At 60.0% G+C, this 19141-nt stretch carries 17 protein-coding genes; 10 read left to right on the top strand and 7 right to left on the bottom strand.

The features are described 5' to 3' along the window. Positions 1-14: 14 nt before the first annotated feature. From LVW35_RS09260 to LVW35_RS09235, 6 genes are all read left to right on the top strand, one after another. On the top strand, positions 15-1091 hold the full coding sequence (locus LVW35_RS09260; RefSeq protein ID WP_233894969.1) for an ABC transporter substrate-binding protein: 1077 nt from the start codon (positions 15-17) through the stop codon (positions 1089-1091). Between the two features lie 189 nt (positions 1092-1280). Next, the gene (locus LVW35_RS09255) at positions 1281-2087 is read left to right on the top strand and encodes an alkaline phosphatase family protein (protein ID WP_233894967.1); all 807 of its coding nucleotides are present in this window, start codon (positions 1281-1283) and stop codon (positions 2085-2087) included. Next, complete coding sequence (locus tag LVW35_RS09250) at positions 2084-2920, top strand: ABC transporter permease (protein WP_442799630.1); 837 nt, start codon at positions 2084-2086, stop codon at positions 2918-2920. The genes LVW35_RS09255 and LVW35_RS09250 overlap by 4 nt, the downstream gene beginning before the upstream one ends. Beyond that, complete coding sequence (locus tag LVW35_RS09245) at positions 2907-3707, top strand: ABC transporter permease (RefSeq protein WP_010211611.1); 801 nt, start codon at positions 2907-2909, stop codon at positions 3705-3707. The genes LVW35_RS09250 and LVW35_RS09245 overlap by 14 nt, the downstream gene beginning before the upstream one ends. Beyond that, positions 3704-4693 (top strand): ABC transporter ATP-binding protein, encoded by a 990-nt coding sequence (locus tag LVW35_RS09240; RefSeq protein WP_233894966.1) that lies wholly within the window; start codon positions 3704-3706, stop codon positions 4691-4693. Before LVW35_RS09245 ends, LVW35_RS09240 begins: the two co-directional genes overlap by 4 nt. A gap of 29 nt (positions 4694-4722) precedes the next feature. Continuing rightward, positions 4723-5376: an HAD family hydrolase gene (locus LVW35_RS09235; RefSeq protein WP_233894965.1), complete on the top strand. Its 654-nt coding sequence runs from the start codon at positions 4723-4725 to the stop codon at positions 5374-5376. Between the two features lie 67 nt (positions 5377-5443). Here LVW35_RS09235 and LVW35_RS09230 read toward each other — a convergent pair whose 3' ends face one another. Then, the gene (locus LVW35_RS09230) at positions 5444-6406 is read right to left on the bottom strand and encodes a zinc-binding dehydrogenase (protein ID WP_233894964.1); all 963 of its coding nucleotides are present in this window, start codon (positions 6404-6406) and stop codon (positions 5444-5446) included. Between the two features lie 138 nt (positions 6407-6544). Here LVW35_RS09230 and LVW35_RS09225 point away from each other — a divergent pair, with 138 nt between their 5' ends. Both LVW35_RS09225 and LVW35_RS09220 read left to right on the top strand, forming a co-directional pair. After that, positions 6545-8626 carry a carboxy terminal-processing peptidase gene (locus LVW35_RS09225; RefSeq protein WP_233894963.1) on the top strand — a complete coding sequence of 694 codons (2082 nt, stop codon included), beginning with the start codon at positions 6545-6547 and terminating at the stop codon, positions 8624-8626. A gap of 118 nt (positions 8627-8744) precedes the next feature. Then, complete coding sequence (locus LVW35_RS09220) at positions 8745-10514, top strand: bifunctional diguanylate cyclase/phosphodiesterase (RefSeq protein ID WP_233894962.1); 1770 nt, start codon at positions 8745-8747, stop codon at positions 10512-10514. On the opposite strand, the gene LVW35_RS09215 is transcribed toward LVW35_RS09220, so the two are convergent. The 4 genes from LVW35_RS09215 to LVW35_RS09200 all read right to left on the bottom strand — a co-directional run bounded on the left by LVW35_RS09215 (position 10511) and on the right by LVW35_RS09200 (position 12814). Then, positions 10511-10882, bottom strand: coding sequence for a hypothetical protein (locus LVW35_RS09215; RefSeq protein WP_233894961.1), 372 nt, complete (start codon positions 10880-10882; stop codon positions 10511-10513). The genes LVW35_RS09220 and LVW35_RS09215 overlap by 4 nt on opposite strands. Further along, entirely contained in the window at positions 10879-11217 is a 339-nt protein-coding gene (locus LVW35_RS09210) for a helix-turn-helix domain-containing protein (RefSeq protein ID WP_233894959.1), read from the bottom strand. The genes LVW35_RS09215 and LVW35_RS09210 overlap by 4 nt, the downstream gene beginning before the upstream one ends. Positions 11218-11310: 93 nt before the next feature. Continuing rightward, positions 11311-11769, bottom strand: a complete 459-nt coding sequence (locus tag LVW35_RS09205) for a YkvA family protein (RefSeq protein ID WP_233894957.1) — start codon at positions 11767-11769, stop codon at positions 11311-11313. Positions 11770-12082: 313 nt separating this feature from the next. After that, positions 12083-12814: an FKBP-type peptidyl-prolyl cis-trans isomerase gene (locus LVW35_RS09200; RefSeq protein WP_010211620.1), complete on the bottom strand. Its 732-nt coding sequence runs from the start codon at positions 12812-12814 to the stop codon at positions 12083-12085. Between the two features lie 257 nt (positions 12815-13071). Between LVW35_RS09200 and LVW35_RS09195 the strand changes: the two genes are divergently transcribed. Together LVW35_RS09195 and LVW35_RS09190 are read left to right on the top strand one after the other, a co-directional pair. Then, positions 13072-14880: a di-heme-cytochrome C peroxidase gene (locus LVW35_RS09195; RefSeq protein WP_233894956.1), complete on the top strand. Its 1809-nt coding sequence runs from the start codon at positions 13072-13074 to the stop codon at positions 14878-14880. Next, positions 14877-16043 (top strand): catalase family protein, encoded by a 1167-nt coding sequence (locus LVW35_RS09190; RefSeq protein WP_233894954.1) that lies wholly within the window; start codon positions 14877-14879, stop codon positions 16041-16043. Before LVW35_RS09195 ends, LVW35_RS09190 begins: the two co-directional genes overlap by 4 nt. A gap of 44 nt (positions 16044-16087) precedes the next feature. Here LVW35_RS09190 and LVW35_RS09185 read toward each other — a convergent pair whose 3' ends face one another. Beyond that, the gene (locus LVW35_RS09185) at positions 16088-17023 is read right to left on the bottom strand and encodes a LysR substrate-binding domain-containing protein (protein WP_233894952.1); all 936 of its coding nucleotides are present in this window, start codon (positions 17021-17023) and stop codon (positions 16088-16090) included. A gap of 83 nt (positions 17024-17106) precedes the next feature. Beyond that, the gene (locus LVW35_RS09180) at positions 17107-19116 is read right to left on the bottom strand and encodes a CocE/NonD family hydrolase (RefSeq protein ID WP_233894950.1); all 2010 of its coding nucleotides are present in this window, start codon (positions 19114-19116) and stop codon (positions 17107-17109) included. Positions 19117-19141: the final 25 nt, after the last annotated feature.

Below are 19141 nucleotides of genomic sequence, written 5' to 3'. Positions count from 1 at the left end.
CAAAGGAGCTTCGGATGAAACAGCTTTTCCTGGCATCACTGTTAGGCTCGACCATTGCCATGTGCACCGCCGCCATGGCCGCTGATACCGATCTAAAAACTCTTGAAGCCGCCGCGAAAGCGGAAGGCGCCGTCAACAGCGTCGGCATGCCCGATGACTGGGCCAACTGGAAAGGCACCTGGGAAGACCTCGCCAAGACCTACGGCCTCAAGCACATCGACACCGACATGAGCTCTGCCCAGGAAATCGCCAAATTCAAGGCTGAGAAAGACAACGCCAGCGCCGATATTGGCGACGTGGGTGCAGCCTTCGGTCCGATTGCGGTGAAGCAGGAAGTAACCCAGCCGTACAAACCGTCCACTTGGGCCCAGGTTCCGGATTGGGCTAAAGACAAAGACGGTCACTGGGCCCTGGCCTACACCGGCACCATCGCGTTTATCGTCAACAAGAAGCTGCTGCACGGCTCTGAGGTGCCGACCAGCTGGGCTGATCTGCAGAACGGCAAGTACAAGGTCTCCATCGGTGACGTGAGCACCGCAGCGCAAGCGGCCAACGGTGTACTGGCAGCGGCCATCGCCAATAAAGGTGACGAAAAGAACATCGCCCCTGGCTTGCAATTCTTCACCAAGATCGCCCAGCAAGGCCGTCTATCACTGTCCAACCCGACCATCGCCACCATGGAAAAAGGCGAAGTCGAAGTGGGCGTGGTCTGGGACTTCAACGGCTTGAGCTACAAGGCCAAGATGGCCAACCCGGATGACTACGTGGTGCTGATCCCATCGGACGGCTCGGTGAAATCCGGCTACACCACCCTCATCAACAAATACGCCAAGCACCCGTACGCCGCCAAGCTGACTCGCGAATACATTTTCAGCGACGCCGGCCAACTGAATCTGGCGAAAGGCAATGCGCGTCCGATCCGCGCGGAAACCGACCTGAAACTGCCGGCCGACATCGCCAAGAACCTGATCCCGGGCGAGCAGTACACCAAGGCCAACCCGCAGCCGATCAAGGATGCCGATGCCTGGGAAGCCACGTCCAAGAAACTGCCTCAGTTGTGGAACGAGCAGGTCATCGTAGAGATGAAGTGATCGGGTTACCCACATTGGAGCTCTACTGGAGATCCAATGTGGGAGCGGGCTTGCTCGCGAAGGTGGTGTACCAGATGAAATATTCTTCACCGACACCCTGAATTCGCGAGCAAGCCCGCTCCCACGTTTTTTGCCCTTGCTCCTCCTGAGACATTGAGTCAAACCTACTGTTGCGGAGCCCCAGCCCCCATGAAGCACAATGTCATCCTTGTCGTGCTCGACGGCCTGAACTTCGAGGTTGCGAGGCACGCCATGGGACACTTGCAGGCCTATGTCGGCGCAGGACGCGCAGCGCTCTACAAATTGGAATGTGAACTGCCTGCCCTGTCCCGCCCGCTGTATGAATGCATCCTGACCGGCGTGCCGCCGATCCAGAGCGGCATTGTGCACAACAACGTCTCGCGCCTGTCCAACCAGCGCAGCATTTTCCATTACGCCACCGACGCCGGCCTTACCACGGCGGCGGCGGCTTACCATTGGGTCAGCGAGTTGTATAACCGCACGCCCTTTCTCGCCGCCCGCGACCGTTATACCGACGACAAGGCGCTGGCGATCCAGCACGGGCATTTCTATTGGAATGATCACTACCCGGATTCCCACCTGTTTGCCGACGCCGAGAGCCTGCGCCTCAAACACGCGCCAAACTTCCTGGTGGTGCACCCGATGAACATCGACGACGCCGGCCACAAGCACGGCCTCGACACCCCGCAGTATCGCAACAGCGCACGCTCGGCCGACATCATCCTGGCCGACTACCTGCAAGGCTGGCTCGACGCCGGCTACCAAGTGCTGGTGACCGCCGACCACGGCATGAACAACGACCGTTCCCATAACGGCCTTTTGCCGGAGGAACGCGAAGTGCCGCTGTTCGTCCTCGGCGACGCATTCAGCCTGGACCCCAACGCCACGCCGAAACAGACCGAGCTGTGCGGCACGGTCTGTGAACTGCTCGGCGTGCCTCATGACAAACCTGTGTGCCGGGAGCTATTGAAATGATCCGTGGCAAATGGCTGGCGCTGCTGTGCCTGGTACCTTTCGCACTGTTTTTTATCGTGTTCGAAATCGCCCCGCTGGTGTGGGTACTGATCAACAGTCTGCAAACCGAAGAGTCCGGCTGGGGCCTGGAAAACTTCATGCGCATCTTCAGCTCGAAGTTCTACCTGCAAGCCATCCAATTCAGCTTGGAGATCAGCTTCTACTCCAGCATTTTCGGCATCATCATCGCCACGCTGGGCAGCTACTCATTGCGCCGTGTGGATTCGCCGCTGCGCAATTTCGTCACCGCCTTTGCCAACATGACCAGCAACTTCGCCGGCGTGCCCCTGGCGTTCGCGTTTATCATTTTGCTGGGCTTCAACGGCAGCATCACGATAATGCTGAAGCAGGCGGGGATCATTCAGGACTTCAACCTGTACTCCAAAACCGGCTTGATCATCCTCTATACCTACTTCCAGATTCCCCTGGGCGTGTTGCTGTTGTACCCGGCCTTCGATGCACTGCGCGAAGACTGGCGTGAGTCGGCTGCACTGCTCGGCGCGAATGGCTGGCAGTTCTGGCGCCACATTGGCCTGCCAGTGCTGACCCCGGCCCTGCTCGGTACATTCGTCATTCTGTTGGCCAACGCCTTGGGCGCCTACGCCACGGTGTATGCGCTGACCACCGGCAACTTCAACGTGCTGCCGATCCGCATCGCGGGCCTGGTGTCCGGAGATGTGTCCCTCGACCCGAACATGGCCAGCGCTCTGGCCGTGGTGCTAGTGGCGCTGATGACCGTGGTCACCGTGGTTCATCAACTGTTGCTCAAGAGGAGCTACCATGTCTCGCGCTGAAGCCGGCCCGGCCTCCCTCTACCATCGGGTGGTGGTGTGGCTGTTGTTTGCAATCCTGGTGCTGCCGCTGGTTGGCACCTTTGTCTACTCCATCGCCAGCAGTTGGTCGGCAACCATTCTGCCCGCCGGCTTCACGGTCAAATGGTACGTGCAGCTGTGGAGCGATCCGCGCTTTCTGATGGCCTTCGGGCAGTCGTTGCTGGTGTGCGTCGGCGCGCTGATCCTGTCGGTGGTACTGATTTTGCCATTGCTGTTCGTGGTGCATTACCACTTCCCCAAGCTCGATGCGCTGATGAACATCCTGATCCTGCTGCCCTTCGCAGTGCCTCCCGTGGTGTCGTCGGTGGGCCTGCTGCAACTGTATGGCTCCGGACCAATGGCCATGGTCGGCACGCCGTGGATCCTGATCGGTTGCTACTTCACCGTGGCGCTGCCGTTCATGTACCGGGCGATCACCAACAACCTGCAAGCGATCAACCTGCGCGACCTGATGGACGCCTCTCAGTTGCTCGGCGCCAGCACCTGGCAGGCGGCGATCCTGGTGGTGCTGCCCAACTTGCGTAAAGGCCTGATGGTAGCGCTGTTGCTGTCGTTCTCGTTCCTGTTCGGTGAGTTCGTGTTCGCCAACATTCTGGTGGGCACCCGCTACGAAACTCTGCAGGTGTACCTCAACAACATGCGCAACAGCAGCGGCCACTTCACCAGTGCCGTCGTGATTTCCTATTTCTTTTTTGTGCTGGTGCTGACCTGGGCCGCCAACATCTTGAACAAGGACAAAAGCCAATGAGCTTCGTCAGCGTCCAACACCTGCAAAAAGGCTACGCCGGCACCCCGGTGTTCAGTGATATCAACTGCGAGATCGCCAAGGGTGAGTTCGTCACCCTGCTCGGCCCGTCCGGTTGCGGCAAATCCACGCTGCTGCGCTGCATCGCCGGCCTGACGTCGGTGGACAGTGGGAAAATCCTGCTGGATGGCCAGGACATCGTCCCGCTGAGCCCGCAGAAACGTCACATCGGCATGGTGTTCCAGAGCTATGCACTGTTTCCCAACATGACCGTGGAACAGAACGTTGCCTTCGGTCTGCGCATGCAAAAGGTCAACGCCGACGACAGCCACAAGCGCGTGCAGGAAGTGCTGCAACTGGTCGAGCTCAAGGACCTGGCCGGCCGGTACCCGCACCAGATGTCCGGCGGCCAGTGCCAACGCGTGGCCCTCGCCCGCTCACTGGTCACTCGCCCGCGCCTGTTGTTGCTGGATGAGCCACTGTCGGCACTGGATGCACGCATTCGCAAACACTTGCGCGAACAGATTCGCCAGATCCAGCGCGAACTGGGCCTGACTACGATCTTCGTGACCCATGATCAAGAAGAAGCCCTGACCATGTCGGACCGCATCTTCCTGATGAACCAGGGCAAGATCGTGCAGAGCGGCGATGCCGAGACCCTCTACACCGCGCCGGTCGACGTGTTCGCCGCCGGTTTCATCGGCAACTACAACCTGCTGGACGCTGACAAGGCCAGCCAATTGCTGCAACGCCCGATCAACAGCCGTATCGCCATTCGCCCGGAGGCCATCGAGCTGAGCCGCGATGGCGAACTGGACGCCCTGGTGCGTAGCCACAGCCTGTTGGGCAACGTGATTCGCTACCGCATCGAAGCACGCGGCGTGGAGCTGGTGGTGGACGTACTCAACCGTTCGGCCGACGACCTGCACCCGGACGGACAACGCCTGGCACTTTCCATCGACCCCAGCGCCCTGTGTGAAGTAGCCTGATGCAACGATTGATTGAGAGAGCGTGACCGATGGCATTGGTAATTTTTGATCTGGACGATACCCTGATCCACGGCGACTGCGCCACGCTATGGAGCGAGCAAATGGGCCGCCTGGGCTGGGTCGACCCCGAGTCGTTCATGCGCAAGAACAACGAACTGATGGCCGCCTACAGCCAGGGCAAGCTGCGCATGGAAGACTTCATGGACTTCAGCCTGGAGCCGATGATCGGCCGCACGCCGGAGGAAATCGAGCATCTGGTGGAGCCGTGGGTCGAGGACGTGATCGAGCCGCTGATCTACAGTGACGCCACCAAGACCATCGCCCGTCATCGAGCGAATGGCGATCGGATTCTGGTGATCTCTGCGTCGGGCACGCACCTGGTCACGCCGATTGCGGCGCGGATCGGTATTGATGAAGTGCTTGGGATCAACCTTGAAGTCAGCCATGGCGTGTACAGCGGGCGTACGATCGGTGTGCTGACCTATCGCGAGGGCAAGATCACGCGGCTGATGGAATGGTTGGAGCAGGAAGGCGAAACGCTGGAGGGCGCGTACTTCTATTCGGATTCGCGCAATGATTTGCCGTTGTTGTTGAAGGTCGAACATCCGCAGGTAGTGAACCCGGATCCGGTGTTGCGCGAGCATGCAGAGCAAACCGGCTGGCCGATCCATCACTGGATCTGATTCAACCTCGATCTAAATGTGGGAGCGGGCTTGCTCGCTCCCACATTGACTGCATTTCACGTTGGAATCAGATGAGGCTTTCGTCAATCACCAACACCAACTTCCCGGAAATCTGGTTGCTCGCCAATTCGGCAAACGCCGCCTCAGCATCCTTGATCGGATACGTCTTGGCCAGTTGCGGACTCAGTCGCCCCTCAACAAACAACGGCCAGACATGCTGGCTCAAGTCGCTGAACAGGTCCGCCTTGAACTGATCATTGCGGCTGCGCAAGGTCGAACCCAATAGCTGAATACGCTTGCCCAACACCTGCGCCAAGTCCAACTGCGCCTCACGGCCACCCATCAAGCCGATCAATACCCAGCGCCCATCCAGCGCCAGCAGTTTCAGGTCCAGCGCCGCATAGTTGCCACCGACCGGGTCGAGGATCACATCGAACGGTCCGAAATCCCGCAGCCCTTCGATGCCATCGGTGCGCACCACGCCGCCCTGGGCGCCCAGCTCCTCGCAGTATGTGAGGCGCTCAGCCGAGCCGACACTGACCCAGCACGGGCTGCCAAATGCCTTGCATAGCTGGATCGCCGCCGAGCCCACGCCACTGGCGCCGGCGTGCAACAAGACCTTCTCACCGGGTTTAAGGCCGGCCAGTTGGAACAGATTGAGCCACGCGGTGCTGTACACCTCAGGCAGTGCCGCCGCGTCGGTCAGCGACAACCCTTCCGGCACCGGCAGTACGTGACGCGCATCCACCACCACTTCTTCGGCCATGCCACCGCCGGCCAGCAACGCGCAGACACGGTCGCCGACTTGCCAGGACGAGCCCGCACCCACTTCGCTGATCACCCCGGAACACTCCAGGCCCAGCACCTGGCTGGCACCCAGCGGCGGCGGATAAAGCCCGGCACGCTGTAACAAATCGGCGCGATTGAGGCCCGCTGCCGCCACGCGAATGCGAACTTGCCCTACATCGCAGGTAGGACTGGGTTCTTCCAACCACTCCACATGACCGTCAACGCCTTGCAATGCTTTCACAGTGCCTCCATAGTGAGTCTGGACTGAGCCCGTAGCTGTATCGCCGGGCTTTTTGCATTATGCGACCGGACCATATGGAACCGGCTCCCTCAAAGACGGCCTAATATGCGTTATCAATTGCCCCCGCGTCGAATCAGCATGAAGCATTTGTTCCCCAGCACCGCCCTCGCTCTTTTCATTGGTCTCGGCTTCGCGTCGATGTCGACCAATACGTTCGCAGCCAACAGCTGGGACAACCTTCAGCCGGATCGCGATGAGGTGATTGCCAGCCTTAACGTTGTCGAGTTGCTCAAGCGTCATCACTACAGCAAGCCGCCGCTGGACGACGCTCGCTCAGTGATCATCTATGACAGCTACCTCAAGCTGCTGGATCCGTCGCGCAGCTACTTCCTGGCCAGCGATATCGCCGAGTTCGACAAGTGGAAGACCCAGTTCGACGACTTCCTCAAAAGCGGCGACCTGCAGCCCGGTTTCACCATCTACAAGCGTTACCTGGACCGCGTCAAAGCGCGTCTGGACTTTGCTTTGGGTGAGTTGAACAAGGGCGTCGACAAGCTCGACTTCACCCAGAAGGAAACCCTTCTGGTGGACCGCAAGGACGCCCCTTGGCTGACCAGCACCGCTGCCCTCGACGACCTGTGGCGCAAACGCGTCAAGGACGAAGTGCTGCGCTTGAAGATCGCTGGCAAAGAACCGAAGGCCATCCAGGAACTGTTGACCAAGCGCTACAAGAATCAATTGGCGCGTCTGGACCAGACCCGTGCCGAAGATATCTTCCAGGCCTACATCAACACCTTCGCAATGTCCTACGACCCGCACACCAATTATCTGTCGCCAGATAACGCGGAAAATTTCGATATCAACATGAGTCTGTCGCTGGAAGGTATCGGTGCCGTCCTGCAAAGCGACAATGACCAGGTCAAGATCGTGCGCCTGGTGCCAGCAGGTCCGGCAGACAAGACCAAGCAGGTCGCCCCGGCTGACAAGATCATCGGTGTGGCCCAGGCCGACAAAGAGATGGTCGATGTGGTCGGCTGGCGCCTGGACGAAGTGGTCAAGCTGATCCGTGGGCCGAAAGGCAGCGTGGTGCGCCTCGAAGTGATTCCGCACACCAATGCACCGAACGACCAGACCAGCAAGATCGTGTCCATCACCCGTGAAGCGGTGAAGCTCGAAGACCAGGCCGTGCAGAAGAAAGTCCTCAACCTCAAGCAGGATGGCAAGGACTACAAGCTGGGCGTGATTGAAATCCCGGCCTTCTACCTGGACTTCAAGGCCTTCCGTGCTGGCGATCCGGATTACAAGTCCACCACCCGCGACGTTAAGAAAATCCTGACTGAGCTGCAGAAGGAAAAAGTCGACGGCGTGGTCATCGACCTGCGCAACAACGGCGGCGGTTCCCTGCAGGAAGCCACCGAGCTGACCAGCCTGTTCATCGACAAGGGCCCGACCGTTCTGGTACGCAACGCTGACGGCCGTGTCGACGTGCTGGAAGACGAGAACCCAGGCGCCTTCTACAAAGGCCCGATGGCACTGCTGGTCAACCGCCTCTCGGCCTCGGCGTCGGAAATTTTTGCCGGCGCCATGCAGGACTATCACCGCGCGTTGATCATCGGCGGCCAGACCTTCGGCAAAGGCACCGTGCAGACCATCCAGCCGCTGAACCATGGCGAGCTGAAACTGACCTTGGCGAAGTTCTACCGGGTTTCCGGGCAGAGCACCCAGCATCAGGGCGTACTGCCGGACATCGATTTCCCGTCGATCATCGACACCAAGGAAATCGGCGAAAGCGCGCTGCCGGAAGCTATGCCGTGGGACACCATCCGTCCAGCGATCAAGCCCGCTTCGGATCCGTTCAAGCCGTTCCTGGCGCAGTTGAAGGCTGACCACGACACCCGCTCCGCCAAGGATGCCGAGTTCGTGTTCATCCGCGACAAGCTGGCTTTGGCCAAGAAGCTGATGGAAGAAAAAACCGTCAGCCTCAACGAAGTGGACCGCCGTGCGCAGCACACCGACATTGAAAACAAGCAACTTGCATTGGAAAACATCCGCCGCAAGGCCAAGGGGGAAGATCCACTCAAGGAGCTGAAGAAAGAAGATGAAGATGCACTGCCGGTCGAGGCCGACAAAACCAAGCCGGAAGATGACGCCTACCTGGCTGAGACTGGCCGGATTCTGCTGGATTATCTGAAGATCACTAAGCAGGTAGCCAAGCAGTAAGTGATGGCAATTTAATGTGATCGCACCGCAGAGTGTCATCATATAGACATCATTCTGTCGTGAAATGAAGGACCGCAGGCTTCCAGCCTGAGGTCCTTTTTTTTCGATCGAGATCGCCATGACCATGACCGAACAGCTGAATGCATTGGGCTCTATCCTGGCTCAAGGCAGTTTGCACAGCCTGTTCCAACCGATCATCAGCCTGTCTGCACGGCGTATTCTCGGCTATGAAGCCCTCAGTCGTGGCCCGTCCAACAGCCCCCTGCACTCCCCCGTCGCCCTGTTCTCCATAGCCAGCCAGGCCGGACGGCTGAGTGAACTGGAGATCGCCTGCCGCGAGAGCGCATGCCGCCGCTTCAGCGAGCAGAAGCTTCCGGGCAAGCTGTTTCTGAATGTCTCGCCACAATCCCTGATGGAAACCGCGCACCAGCCGGGCCGTACCCTGCAATTGCTGCATGACTTTGGCATTCCACCGAGCCAGGTGGTGATCGAACTCACCGAGCAAACGCCCACCAACGATATCGACCTGCTGCAAACCGCCCTGCACCACTATCGCAACATGGGTTTTTCGATTGCCCTGGATGACCTGGGCGCCGGCTATTCCAGCCTGCGTTTGTGGTCGGAGTTGCGCCCGGATTACGTGAAGATCGACCGACACTTCATCGACGGCATCCATCAGGATGCGCTCAAGCGGGAATTTGTCGGCTCCATCCTGCAAATCGCCAAGGCATCGCGTGCCCAAGTGATTGCGGAGGGAATCGAATTGCCCGAAGAATTGGCGGTGTTGACAGAGATGGGCGTGGACCTGGTCCAAGGCTACCTGCTCTGCCGTCCGCAGGAGCAGCCGCCGCAGGAAGCACGCCTGATGTTACCCAAGCCCGACAGCGCGAACGTGGCGCTGAACGACGAAGGCAGCGACCTCAGCGCCTTGCTCAGCGAACAGCCGGCGGTGGATCAGGACACTGCCACTGCTCAAGTGCTGGAAGCGTTCCGACGCCAGGCCAACCTCAATTCCCTGGCGGTGCTGGATGGGCGCGGGCACCCGATCGGCATCGTGCACCGGCATTCGCTGTCGGATGCGCTGCTCAAACCCTTCGCCACCGACCTGTTTGCGCGCAAGCCCATCAGCCGCTTGATGAGCACCGACTTTCTGGCGGTGGAGCTGAGCCAGTCCCTGCAACAGGTCAGTCGGTTGCTGACCAGCCGCGCGCGGCAACGTATCGAAGAAGATTTCATTATCACGCTCAATGGCGATTATCTGGGCCTGGGACGGGTGATCGATGTGCTCAAACTGATCACCGAGTTGAAGATCCAACAAGCGCGCTACGCCAACCCACTCACCCTGCTACCGGGCAACGTGCCGATCCAGCAATGCCTCACGCGCTTGCTGCAACAACAGCGCGAATCGGTGATCTGCTACGTGGATATCGACAGCTTCAAGCCATTCAATGATATCTACGGCTACGGGCGTGGGGATGAAGTGTTGCTGTGCCTGGCGCAGTGCCTGAACGACCGCGTCGACCCCAGCCGCGACTTTGTCGGGCATATCGGCGGCGATGATTTTTTGCTGGTGCTGGGCCCGCAGGATTGGCGCAAACGCCTCAATCAGCTGTTGGATGACTTCCACACTCAATGCCGGCGTTTCTACCGCGCCGAACACTTGGAGACCGGTTGTTTCGTGGCGTTGAACCGCCAGGGCGTGCGTCAGGAGTTTGCACTGCTGTCACTGTCCATCGGCGTGGTGCATTTATATCCACAGGCCTGTGGACAGCTCGATGCCAGCCAGTTGGCAGAGCTGGCCTCGCAAGCCAAGCACCATGCCAAGGATATGGCCGGATACAGCATTCACGTGATCGACAGCATGGACGCGCTGCCCCAGGCGCTTTAAGCCTCGGCGGACTCCGGATACTCGTATTCGAACACCCGAACCACTTCCGATGCATGCCAGGCGGCAGCGGCCACACCATCGGACGGCCCGCTGAAGCGGCCCAGGCGCTCTACACATTCAAAGAAGCCGGTACGTGGCAGACGACTGGCACCCTGACTGATGACCAGCGAGCTGCGCAACGGCTGCTCGGCCTTGGCGTCCAGCGCCGCCAGGTGTTCCAGGGCGGCGGCCAGGGTTTGCATGGCCGGCGTGGGGAACTGCAAGCGCTCCAGCAGCGCACGGTAAGTCAGCAGATGGCGCTGGCGGCGCGCCTGGTCCAGTTCGTTGAGCAACCCATCCCAATGTTGACGGCTGATACGTAGGCTCAAGATTCATCCCTCCAACCTGCAACGCCCAATTCCCAGGCCAGGCTGCGGCGGATCGCGGCATCCGGCTGGCGCTCACCACTTTCAATCAATCCAAGATATGAGGGGCTGATACCCACAGTGCGAGCCAGGGTCTCGATCGCCAGGCCCTTTGCTTCACGCAAGCCGCGCAGGTCTGCAAGTAGGCGCAGGTCCGGTTCAGAGGCGGCTTGGGCAGCAGGAGAAGGGGGTGACGTCGGTTGTTGCTGACCGGCAGCTTTTAGCAGCGCCTGGTACTGATCCCATGGCAACACCGCATATTCGGGTTCGCCATTGCGTGAAATTATCTGAATATCCATGACTGCCCCGTAGGATAACTGCACTTACTGAGTAAGCTCTTTCCTTAGGAGTGTAATCCTAACAGCCATAAAGGTCGCAGGGGGATAGCCACGTCATCCGTTTTTTTGCCGATTCTCCTTGGCCAGTAGCGCGGGCGTCGCAGGCAGGCGCTCCACCACGGCGAGCTTTTCCGGACGCTGGGCGTCACGCCAGGCGCGAAAGGCGCTCAGTTCACCGTCCAGGGTCTTCATGACCCACGCCAGTACGGCAATGTCGTCTAGCATGCCGAACATGGGAATAAAGTCCGGGATTGCATCGATCGGGCTCAGGAAATACATCAACCCCGCCACTACCGAAATCAGCGCCTTGGGGCTGATGGTTCGGTATTCGCCACGCCAGTAAGCCAGGCACAGTGCCTGAAGCAGCTTGAAGTCATCCTTGAGTTTGCCCAGGCGATTGCCCTGGCTCGAACCCTTGGCGGCTACGGCGAACAGCAGCGTCGGCAAACGCCCACGGCCCAGAAGGCGTGCGGCCATGGGCAGGAAACGGGTGAAATTGAAGGGTGGTTTCATTTGTCACTCCAGTTCCAGGCGACATAAAAGGTTATCCACACAAATTGTGGATAACCTTGTGAACAGAGCCTGATTTCCGCGCTGGAAGCCACGGAATACAAGGCCTACAGTCAGATCGGGCGTTTTTTGCGCACTGAAAAAAAACCCAAGATTTCATTGACTTGGCGTTGATGTGCGGCTACCCGTACTCGAGTCTTATATCAGACTGCTACAGATTGCAGCCGTTCGGTCGGATGTTTGTGGGTGCGGGTTTTGCAACCCTCAGAAACAACAACGCCCCGTCGAGACGGGGCGTTGTGGGTTCAGGCGACTGTTACTTCTTGGCAGCCGGTGCAGCAGGAGCTTCAGCCTTGGCTGGGTCCTTGATGGCCAGCAGCTCCAGGTCGAATACCAGCACGGAGTTGGCTGGGATCGCTGGGCTTGGGCTTTGTGCGCCGTAGGCCAGGTCGGAAGGAATGTACAGCTCGACCTTCTCGCCGACATGCATCAATTGCAGGCCTTCGACCCAACCCGGGATCACGCCGCTGACAGGCAGGTCAATCGGGCTACCGCGATCCACGGAGCTGTCAAAGGTGGTGCCGTTGGTGAGTTTGCCGGTGTAGTGCACAGTCACCACGTCAGTCGGCTTAGGCTGGGCGCCGTCGGCTTTCTTGATGATCTTGTACTGCAGACCGGAAGCGGTGGTGACGACGCCGTCTTTCTTGGCGTTGTCCTCGAGGAATTTCTTGCCGGCGGCTGCCGACTCTTCGCTCATCTTGGTCATGCGTTCTTCAGCACGCTTTTGCAGTGCGGCAAACGCTTCAACCAGTTCGTCGTCTTTGAGCTTCTGCTCTTTTTTGCCGACAGCATCTTCGATGCCTTGGGCTACTGCCTTGGAATCCAGGTCATCCATGCCTTCTTGGGCAAGGCTCTTGCCCATGTTCAGGCCGATGCCGTAGGAAGCTTTCTGCGCCGGGGTTTTCAGCTCTACGCTGGTCTGCGAATCACAACCCGCAAGTACCAGGCTAACCAGGGCCACCGCCGCCGCCAACCGATGCTGTTTCATGCTATTTCCTTGTTCATGCGCCAATAGGGCATTCGAATAAAGTCGCGAGCTTATCAGGCGGCCACGACCAATGGCTACCGGCATGTGAGCAGGAAACTTCTGATAAGTTCACGTGTTTAAAAGCATTTTCATTCATGATGGAGGCCCGCGACGGATCGCGGGACCGCCCACTATGGGCTCATGGCCACTTGCCGCACTTGTGGCGTAGTGGCATAACAACGCGACCACTCGACAAGACCGAGACAAGGATAGCCATCTTGCGCATTTTTTTCCGTGTTTTACTCCTGATATTGATAGCACTGGGCCTGATCCTGGCCGTGCTGCTCTATTACACCGTCAACCCCAAACTCCCGGACTACGTGCCCGTGGAGCAAGTGCACTACCAGGACCAATGGAGTGCCGCCGACCGCCAGACCTATTACTTCACGCCCCAGGGCACCCAGGTAAAAGGCCTGCACTACGATTGGTTCACCGCCCTGGAATTGCCGTTTTCCGAACAGCGTTTCGCCACGCCGGAGTATCTGGCGCGCTTCGGCTTCCTGGTCGACCCCAAGCAGGTGCCCACCGCGCAAAACCCTGGCAACCTGCCGGTGGGTTTCGCCCGGCATAAAAACGCCGGCAGCAACGTCGAGTACCTGGATATAACCTGCGCCGCCTGCCACACCGGCGAACTGCATTACAAAAACCAGGCCCTGCGTATCGATGGCGGTTCTGCCCAGCACGTGCTGCCCTCCAGCGTGCCCACCTTGCGCGGCGGCAGTTTCGGTCAGGCGCTGGTCGCGAGCCTGGCGGCCACCTATTACAACCCGTGGAAGTTCGAGCGCTTTGCCCACCAAGTGCTGGGGGATCGCTACGACGCCGAGCACAAGCAACTGCGCCAGGACTTCAAGGAGTCGCTGAACAGGTTCCTCAAGGTCGCCTGGAACGATACCCACCGCGACCTCTACCCCACCGAAGAAGGCCCCGGCCGCACGGACGCCTTTGGCCGTATCGCCAATGCCAGCTTTGGCGATGCCATTTCTGCGGACAACTATCGCGTCGCCAACGCGCCGGTGGACTACCCGCAACTGTGGGACATCTGGACGTTTGACTGGGTGCAATGGAACGGCTCGGCCCAGCAACCCATGGCACGCAATATCGGCGAAGCCCTGGGTGTCGGCGCGACCCTGACCTTTTTCGACGCCGCCGGCCAGCCGCTCCAGGGCGATGCGCGCTACCCGTCCAGCGTACGGGTACGCGACCTCAACCTGATCGAAGAAACCCTGCAACACCTCAAGCCACCGACCTGGCCCGAAGATTTGTTCGGCAGCATCGACAAAACCCTCGCCGCCCAAGGCCGTGCACTGTTCACCGAAAACTGCGCCGGCTGCCATGTGCCCAGCATCACCCAGGAAGGCGGCCGCCCGGTGCAACAACTGAAAATGCTGCCGGTTGACTACATCGGCACCGACCCTGGCACCGCCAGCAACATCGCCGACCAGCGCTACGACCTCAGCGCGTTGCAATGGGACCTGGCGGAACTGGCCAAGCTCAACGTCGAGCTGCACTCGACGCCGACCGAGCCGCTGGACCTGAAAAAGATGTCCGTGGCCAAGGGCCTCGCCTACGTCACCGCCTTCGTCGAAGAACATGCCTACCGCGCCGCCGGCGTGACCCCGGCCGAGCGCCCGCGCCTGGACGGTTACGGCCTGCCCATCGGCGTGCGCGAGTTGCGTGCTTACAAGGCGCGGCCACTGGCGGGCGTCTGGGCGACGCCACCGTTCCTGCACAACGGTTCGGTGCCGACGATCTACCAGTTGCTCTCGCCCCAGGACGAGCGCAGCACCACCTTCTATAAAGGCACGTTCAATTACGACCCGCGCCACCTCGGCTTCGAGACGGGTGCGTTCAAGAATGCCTTTCTGTTCGATACCAAAATCACCGGCAACCACAACAGCGGTCACGAATTCCGTGCCGGCAGTCGTGGCAATGGCGTGATCGGCCGTGGCCTGCTGCCGCAGGAACGCTGGGCGCTGCTGGAATACCTCAAAGTGCTGGGCGGACCGCTGGAGCAACAACTGCCATGATGATTCGATCTCCCTACGACCGACCTTCCCTGCTCGCCCGCCTGTGGCTGCGCGTCGGCGCGTTTCTCGGCAAGACCCTGCTGTGGCTGGTAGGCCTCGGCCTATTCGGTTGGCTGGCGGCTACCGCCTGGTACGCCTGGCAACACAGCGGCCCGGTGTCGCCGAATGAACAGATTGCGCCCGACGAAGCGGCGATGACCCAAGGCATTATCCAGACTGCCGTGCGCATCGTTGACCAGCACCGTGAGGGCACGCGCTACCTGCGCGATGCCCACGCCAAGGCCCATGGTTGCGTAAAAGCCGAAGTCAGCGTGCTGGCCGACCTCGACCCGGTACTGCGCCAGGGCGTGTTCGCCGAGCCGGGCAAGACCTGGCAAGCGCTGATACGCCTGTCCAACGGTAACGCCTATCCGCAGTTCGACAGCATCCGTGATGCGCGCGGTATGGCCCTCAAGTTGCTGGATGTGCCGGGCAAGCAACTGCTGGCCGACCAGCAGGCGCGCACGGAACAGGACTTTGTGATGTTCAGCCACCCGAACTTCTTTGTCAGCGATGTAGCGGAATACGCGCAGAACATCGGCGCGCAAGCGGACGGCAAGAAAGTCTTGGCGTTCTTCCCCAAGGTCGACCCGCGCACCTGGCAGATCCGTCACTTGTTTATTGCCCTGGCGACCCTGGCCCCCGCACCGGCCAGCCCGACGCAGACTACTTATTTTTCGGTCTCGCCCTACAAGTTCGGTACGGCCAATGCAAAGTTTCGTGTCGCGCCTGACCCGCAAAGTTGTCCGGGGTATGTGTTGCCCAAGCAGAACCAGGACCTGCCGAATTTTCTGCGCAGTGCGTTGAACCAGCAGTTATCGACCGACCGTGTGCCGGCGTGTTTTGTAGTGCAGATTCAGCGGCAGAACCCGCAGAAATTCATGCCCATCGAAGACACCAGCATCGAGTGGAAGGAAAGCGATGCGCCATTTGAAACCGTGGCCAAGGTACGTGTCCCGGCGCAGGATTTCGATACGCCCGAGCAGAACCTGGCGTGCGACAACCAGTCGTTCAACCCCTGGTTCGGCGTAGCGGAACACCGGCCTATCGGCGGTATCAACCGCTTGCGCAAGGCGGTATATGAGGCGGTCAGCGATTACCGCCACAGCCGCAACGCTCCGTAAAGAATGCATCACAATGGACTCAATGGCGCAGCGAACACTGACACTCAGCCAGCGAGTCCGGCCTCTGCGGTACGGGCCTGCAGCCATTGACGAAAACTGCGCACCGCCGCGGGCGGGTTGCGGTGATGGGGTTGCATCAGGTGCAGGCGACCACGGCTGTGCATGATTTGGGGCAAAGCCATTTGCAGGCGCCCGGATTCAAGGTCGCTTTCCAGCAAGCGCTTCCAGCCCAGAGCAACGCCGTGCCCCATCACCGCCGATTGCATCAACAGTTGATAGCTGTTGGTGCGCAACGCATGGCGTGGCGAGTAGTAATCGGCGCCAGCGTCGGCAAACCAGTCGGTCCAGGTCAGCCAGTCGTGATGGTGATCCTCGACAATCAACAAGGTGTGCGCGTGCAACAGGTGTTGCAGGTCATGAATCGGCCCGTGGCGCTCAATGTAGCCAGGGCTGCACACGGTGATGACCTGTTCGCTGTCAAACACCGGCGACAGTTCAAGGCCGTGGGGCGCGGCCAGTTCATCAAGGTGATAGAACAGGCCCAGGTCATATTCGCTGACATCCAAGTGGCTGGGACTTTCGCTGCACAGGATGCGGATATCCAGGTCCGGGTGTTCGCGCTGGAACTGGGGCAACAGGCCGGCGAGCCAGATGGAGCTGATGGTAGGCGTGCTGGCCAGGGTCAACTGGCGTTCGGCACCGCGCCTGCGCAACTCGGCGGACTCGCGGTCGAGTTCGCGCAACAGGCGTTGGATAGTGCGGAAGTAGCGCACTCCGGCGGGGGTCAAGCTCAAGCCCTGAGCCAACCGATAAAACAGTGGGCGGGCCAGGTCTTCCTCCAGACGTTTGACTTGGCGGCTGACCGCGCTTTGGGTCAGGTTCAGTTCATGGGCCGCCTGGGTAAAGCTCAGGTGGCGGGCAGCCGCTTCGAAGGTCTGCAGGCAGTTGAGGGGCGGAAGATCGACGTTTCGGCGCGACATGAGCAAGTCCATTGGCAATGACGGGCCCAGGTTACCCCAGGCCCGCAGAGATCATGTTGGTGAGCATCCTGCCAGTTGCCTGCTTACAGTGCGACCCTCGCCACACGTTTACTCCATTGCCGGCGATGTTCCAGCTGGCCATTTTCCCAGGCTGTCTGCTCCGCTTCGATGTAGAACCACTCGGCATCGGCCTGCACGCTCAAGTGACTGTCCACCTCCACGGCCCACTGGTCGCGGCCGACACGGTAGTGCCATTCGATATCGGCCCGCGTCGACAGCGGATCCCAGGGCAAGGTGCGGTATTGCTCGGTGCAACGCTGGTCCACCGCCAGGCCGTGGTCGGTAAAAAGCACCGAACCCAAGTCGTCTTCGATTTTCACGCAGACTTCTCCACTGCCTACGTCTTCGATCAACGTACGTTTCGGCGCGGCGGCGCGCAGGACCTCCATCGCCACCGGCGTCGCCGATTGTGGCGCTTCGAATGGGCTGTCAACCGCCTCGCCTTTGAATACCGGCAGTTGCAGGCTGTGCAGGGTGGGCAACAACGTCAGGGTGGTCAGCTCACGGCTCGGCCACAGCAGCGGAAAACTCGCGGTGCTGAGCGCCAGGCGCAAACGGTAGCCGACGGGCAAGCGTATGCCGATGTGATCAAGGTTTAACTGCACGTCCATCGGTTCGCCTGGGATTACAGGTGTTATGCGGGAAAAGTCATCGCGAAGCGTGAGATTCAGCACTCCGTAACTGATCTGTGTGACTTGGCCGTCTGGCGCCACGGCATTCAGGCGGGCAACCAATTGACCGCAGGAGGTGTCACTGGCCAGGCGTAGCTTGAGACGCGCATCGCCCAACAGCGCCAGGGGCTCAGTGAGCGGCTGGGTGTCGAAACACAGCGAGTTGGCGTCATCACGGCGCTGGTCCGTTGGGCCATCAGGGCCGAACCAGATGGCGCAGTATTCGCCCTGATGCAACCCCGTCGTCAACGGCGAGCAAATGCTGCGCGGCGTCGCCAAGGACTGTGTGCCGGCGTTCAGGCCGTTGTCGCCCAGGCTGAAATCGGTCCATTGCACCTGCGGATCCGGCCACCCCGCAGTCTGTACCCAGATGCCGGGACGCTCGGAATAACTGCCTTTGGGCGGCAGAACATCCTGTAGGTAAAAAGTGCAGGCTGCGTCATCCATCACCCCGTTATCGACGCCCTTGAGCCAGTGATCCCACCAGCGTTTGGCTTCCTGCAGAAAGCCGATGGCCGGGTTGGGCACGGCAAAATGCGGGTACTTATGGATCCACGGGCCGATCATGGCCTTTTTCGGTCCCGGCAGGTTTTCCATCAGGCGCGAGACAGTATTGCGGTAGGCATCGCCCCACCCGCCCACTGCATACACCGCCGCCTTGATCTGCGAGTAGTCCTCGCACACTGACCCATGACGCCAGTAGTCATCGCGGGTCTGGTGCTGCAGCCAGGTCTCGGCGAGCAATGGCATCGCGTCCAGACGTTGATGCCAGAGGGTCTTCCAGTCGTCACCGACCAACAAAGGGTCAGGCACCGCCGCGCTGAAGTTGAGCATGGTGGCCGCCCAACCGAAGTTTTCCATCAGCAGGTTGCCGCCCTTGTAGTGGATGTCGTCGGCGAAACGGTCATCGGTGGAGCACAGGGTGATGATTGCCTTCAATGCCTCAGGCTGGCGTGCCGCGACTTGCAGCCCGTTGAAGCCGCCCCAGGAGATGCCCATCATGCCGACATTCCCGTCACACCAGGGTTGCTGGCACAGCCAGTCGATTACTTCGAGCGCGTCCTCCTGCTCCTGCAACAGGTATTCATCGGCCATCAAACCCTGGGATTCACCGTTCCCACGCATGTCCACCCGCACACACACATAGCCCTGCCCCGCCATCCACGGGTGGGTCAGCGCGTCGCGCACGGCGGTGCCGTCGCGCTTGCGGTACGGCAGGTATTCCAGGATCGCAGGGAAGCGCTGCAACCCGGCGACTTCTGGCAGCCAGATACGCGCGGCCAGTTGAGTGCCGTCTTTCAAGGGGATCAGGCAGTGCTCGATTTCGCGCACGGTGTAAGCAAACTCAGTGACGATTTCCATCAGTAGCTCCAGCAGCGGTTCAATC

This window comes from Pseudomonas sp. HN11 (assembly GCF_021390155.1).
In the GTDB taxonomy this organism is placed as follows: domain Bacteria; phylum Pseudomonadota; class Gammaproteobacteria; order Pseudomonadales; family Pseudomonadaceae; genus Aquipseudomonas.
This window is presented reverse-complemented; position numbering and strand designations above follow the sequence as displayed.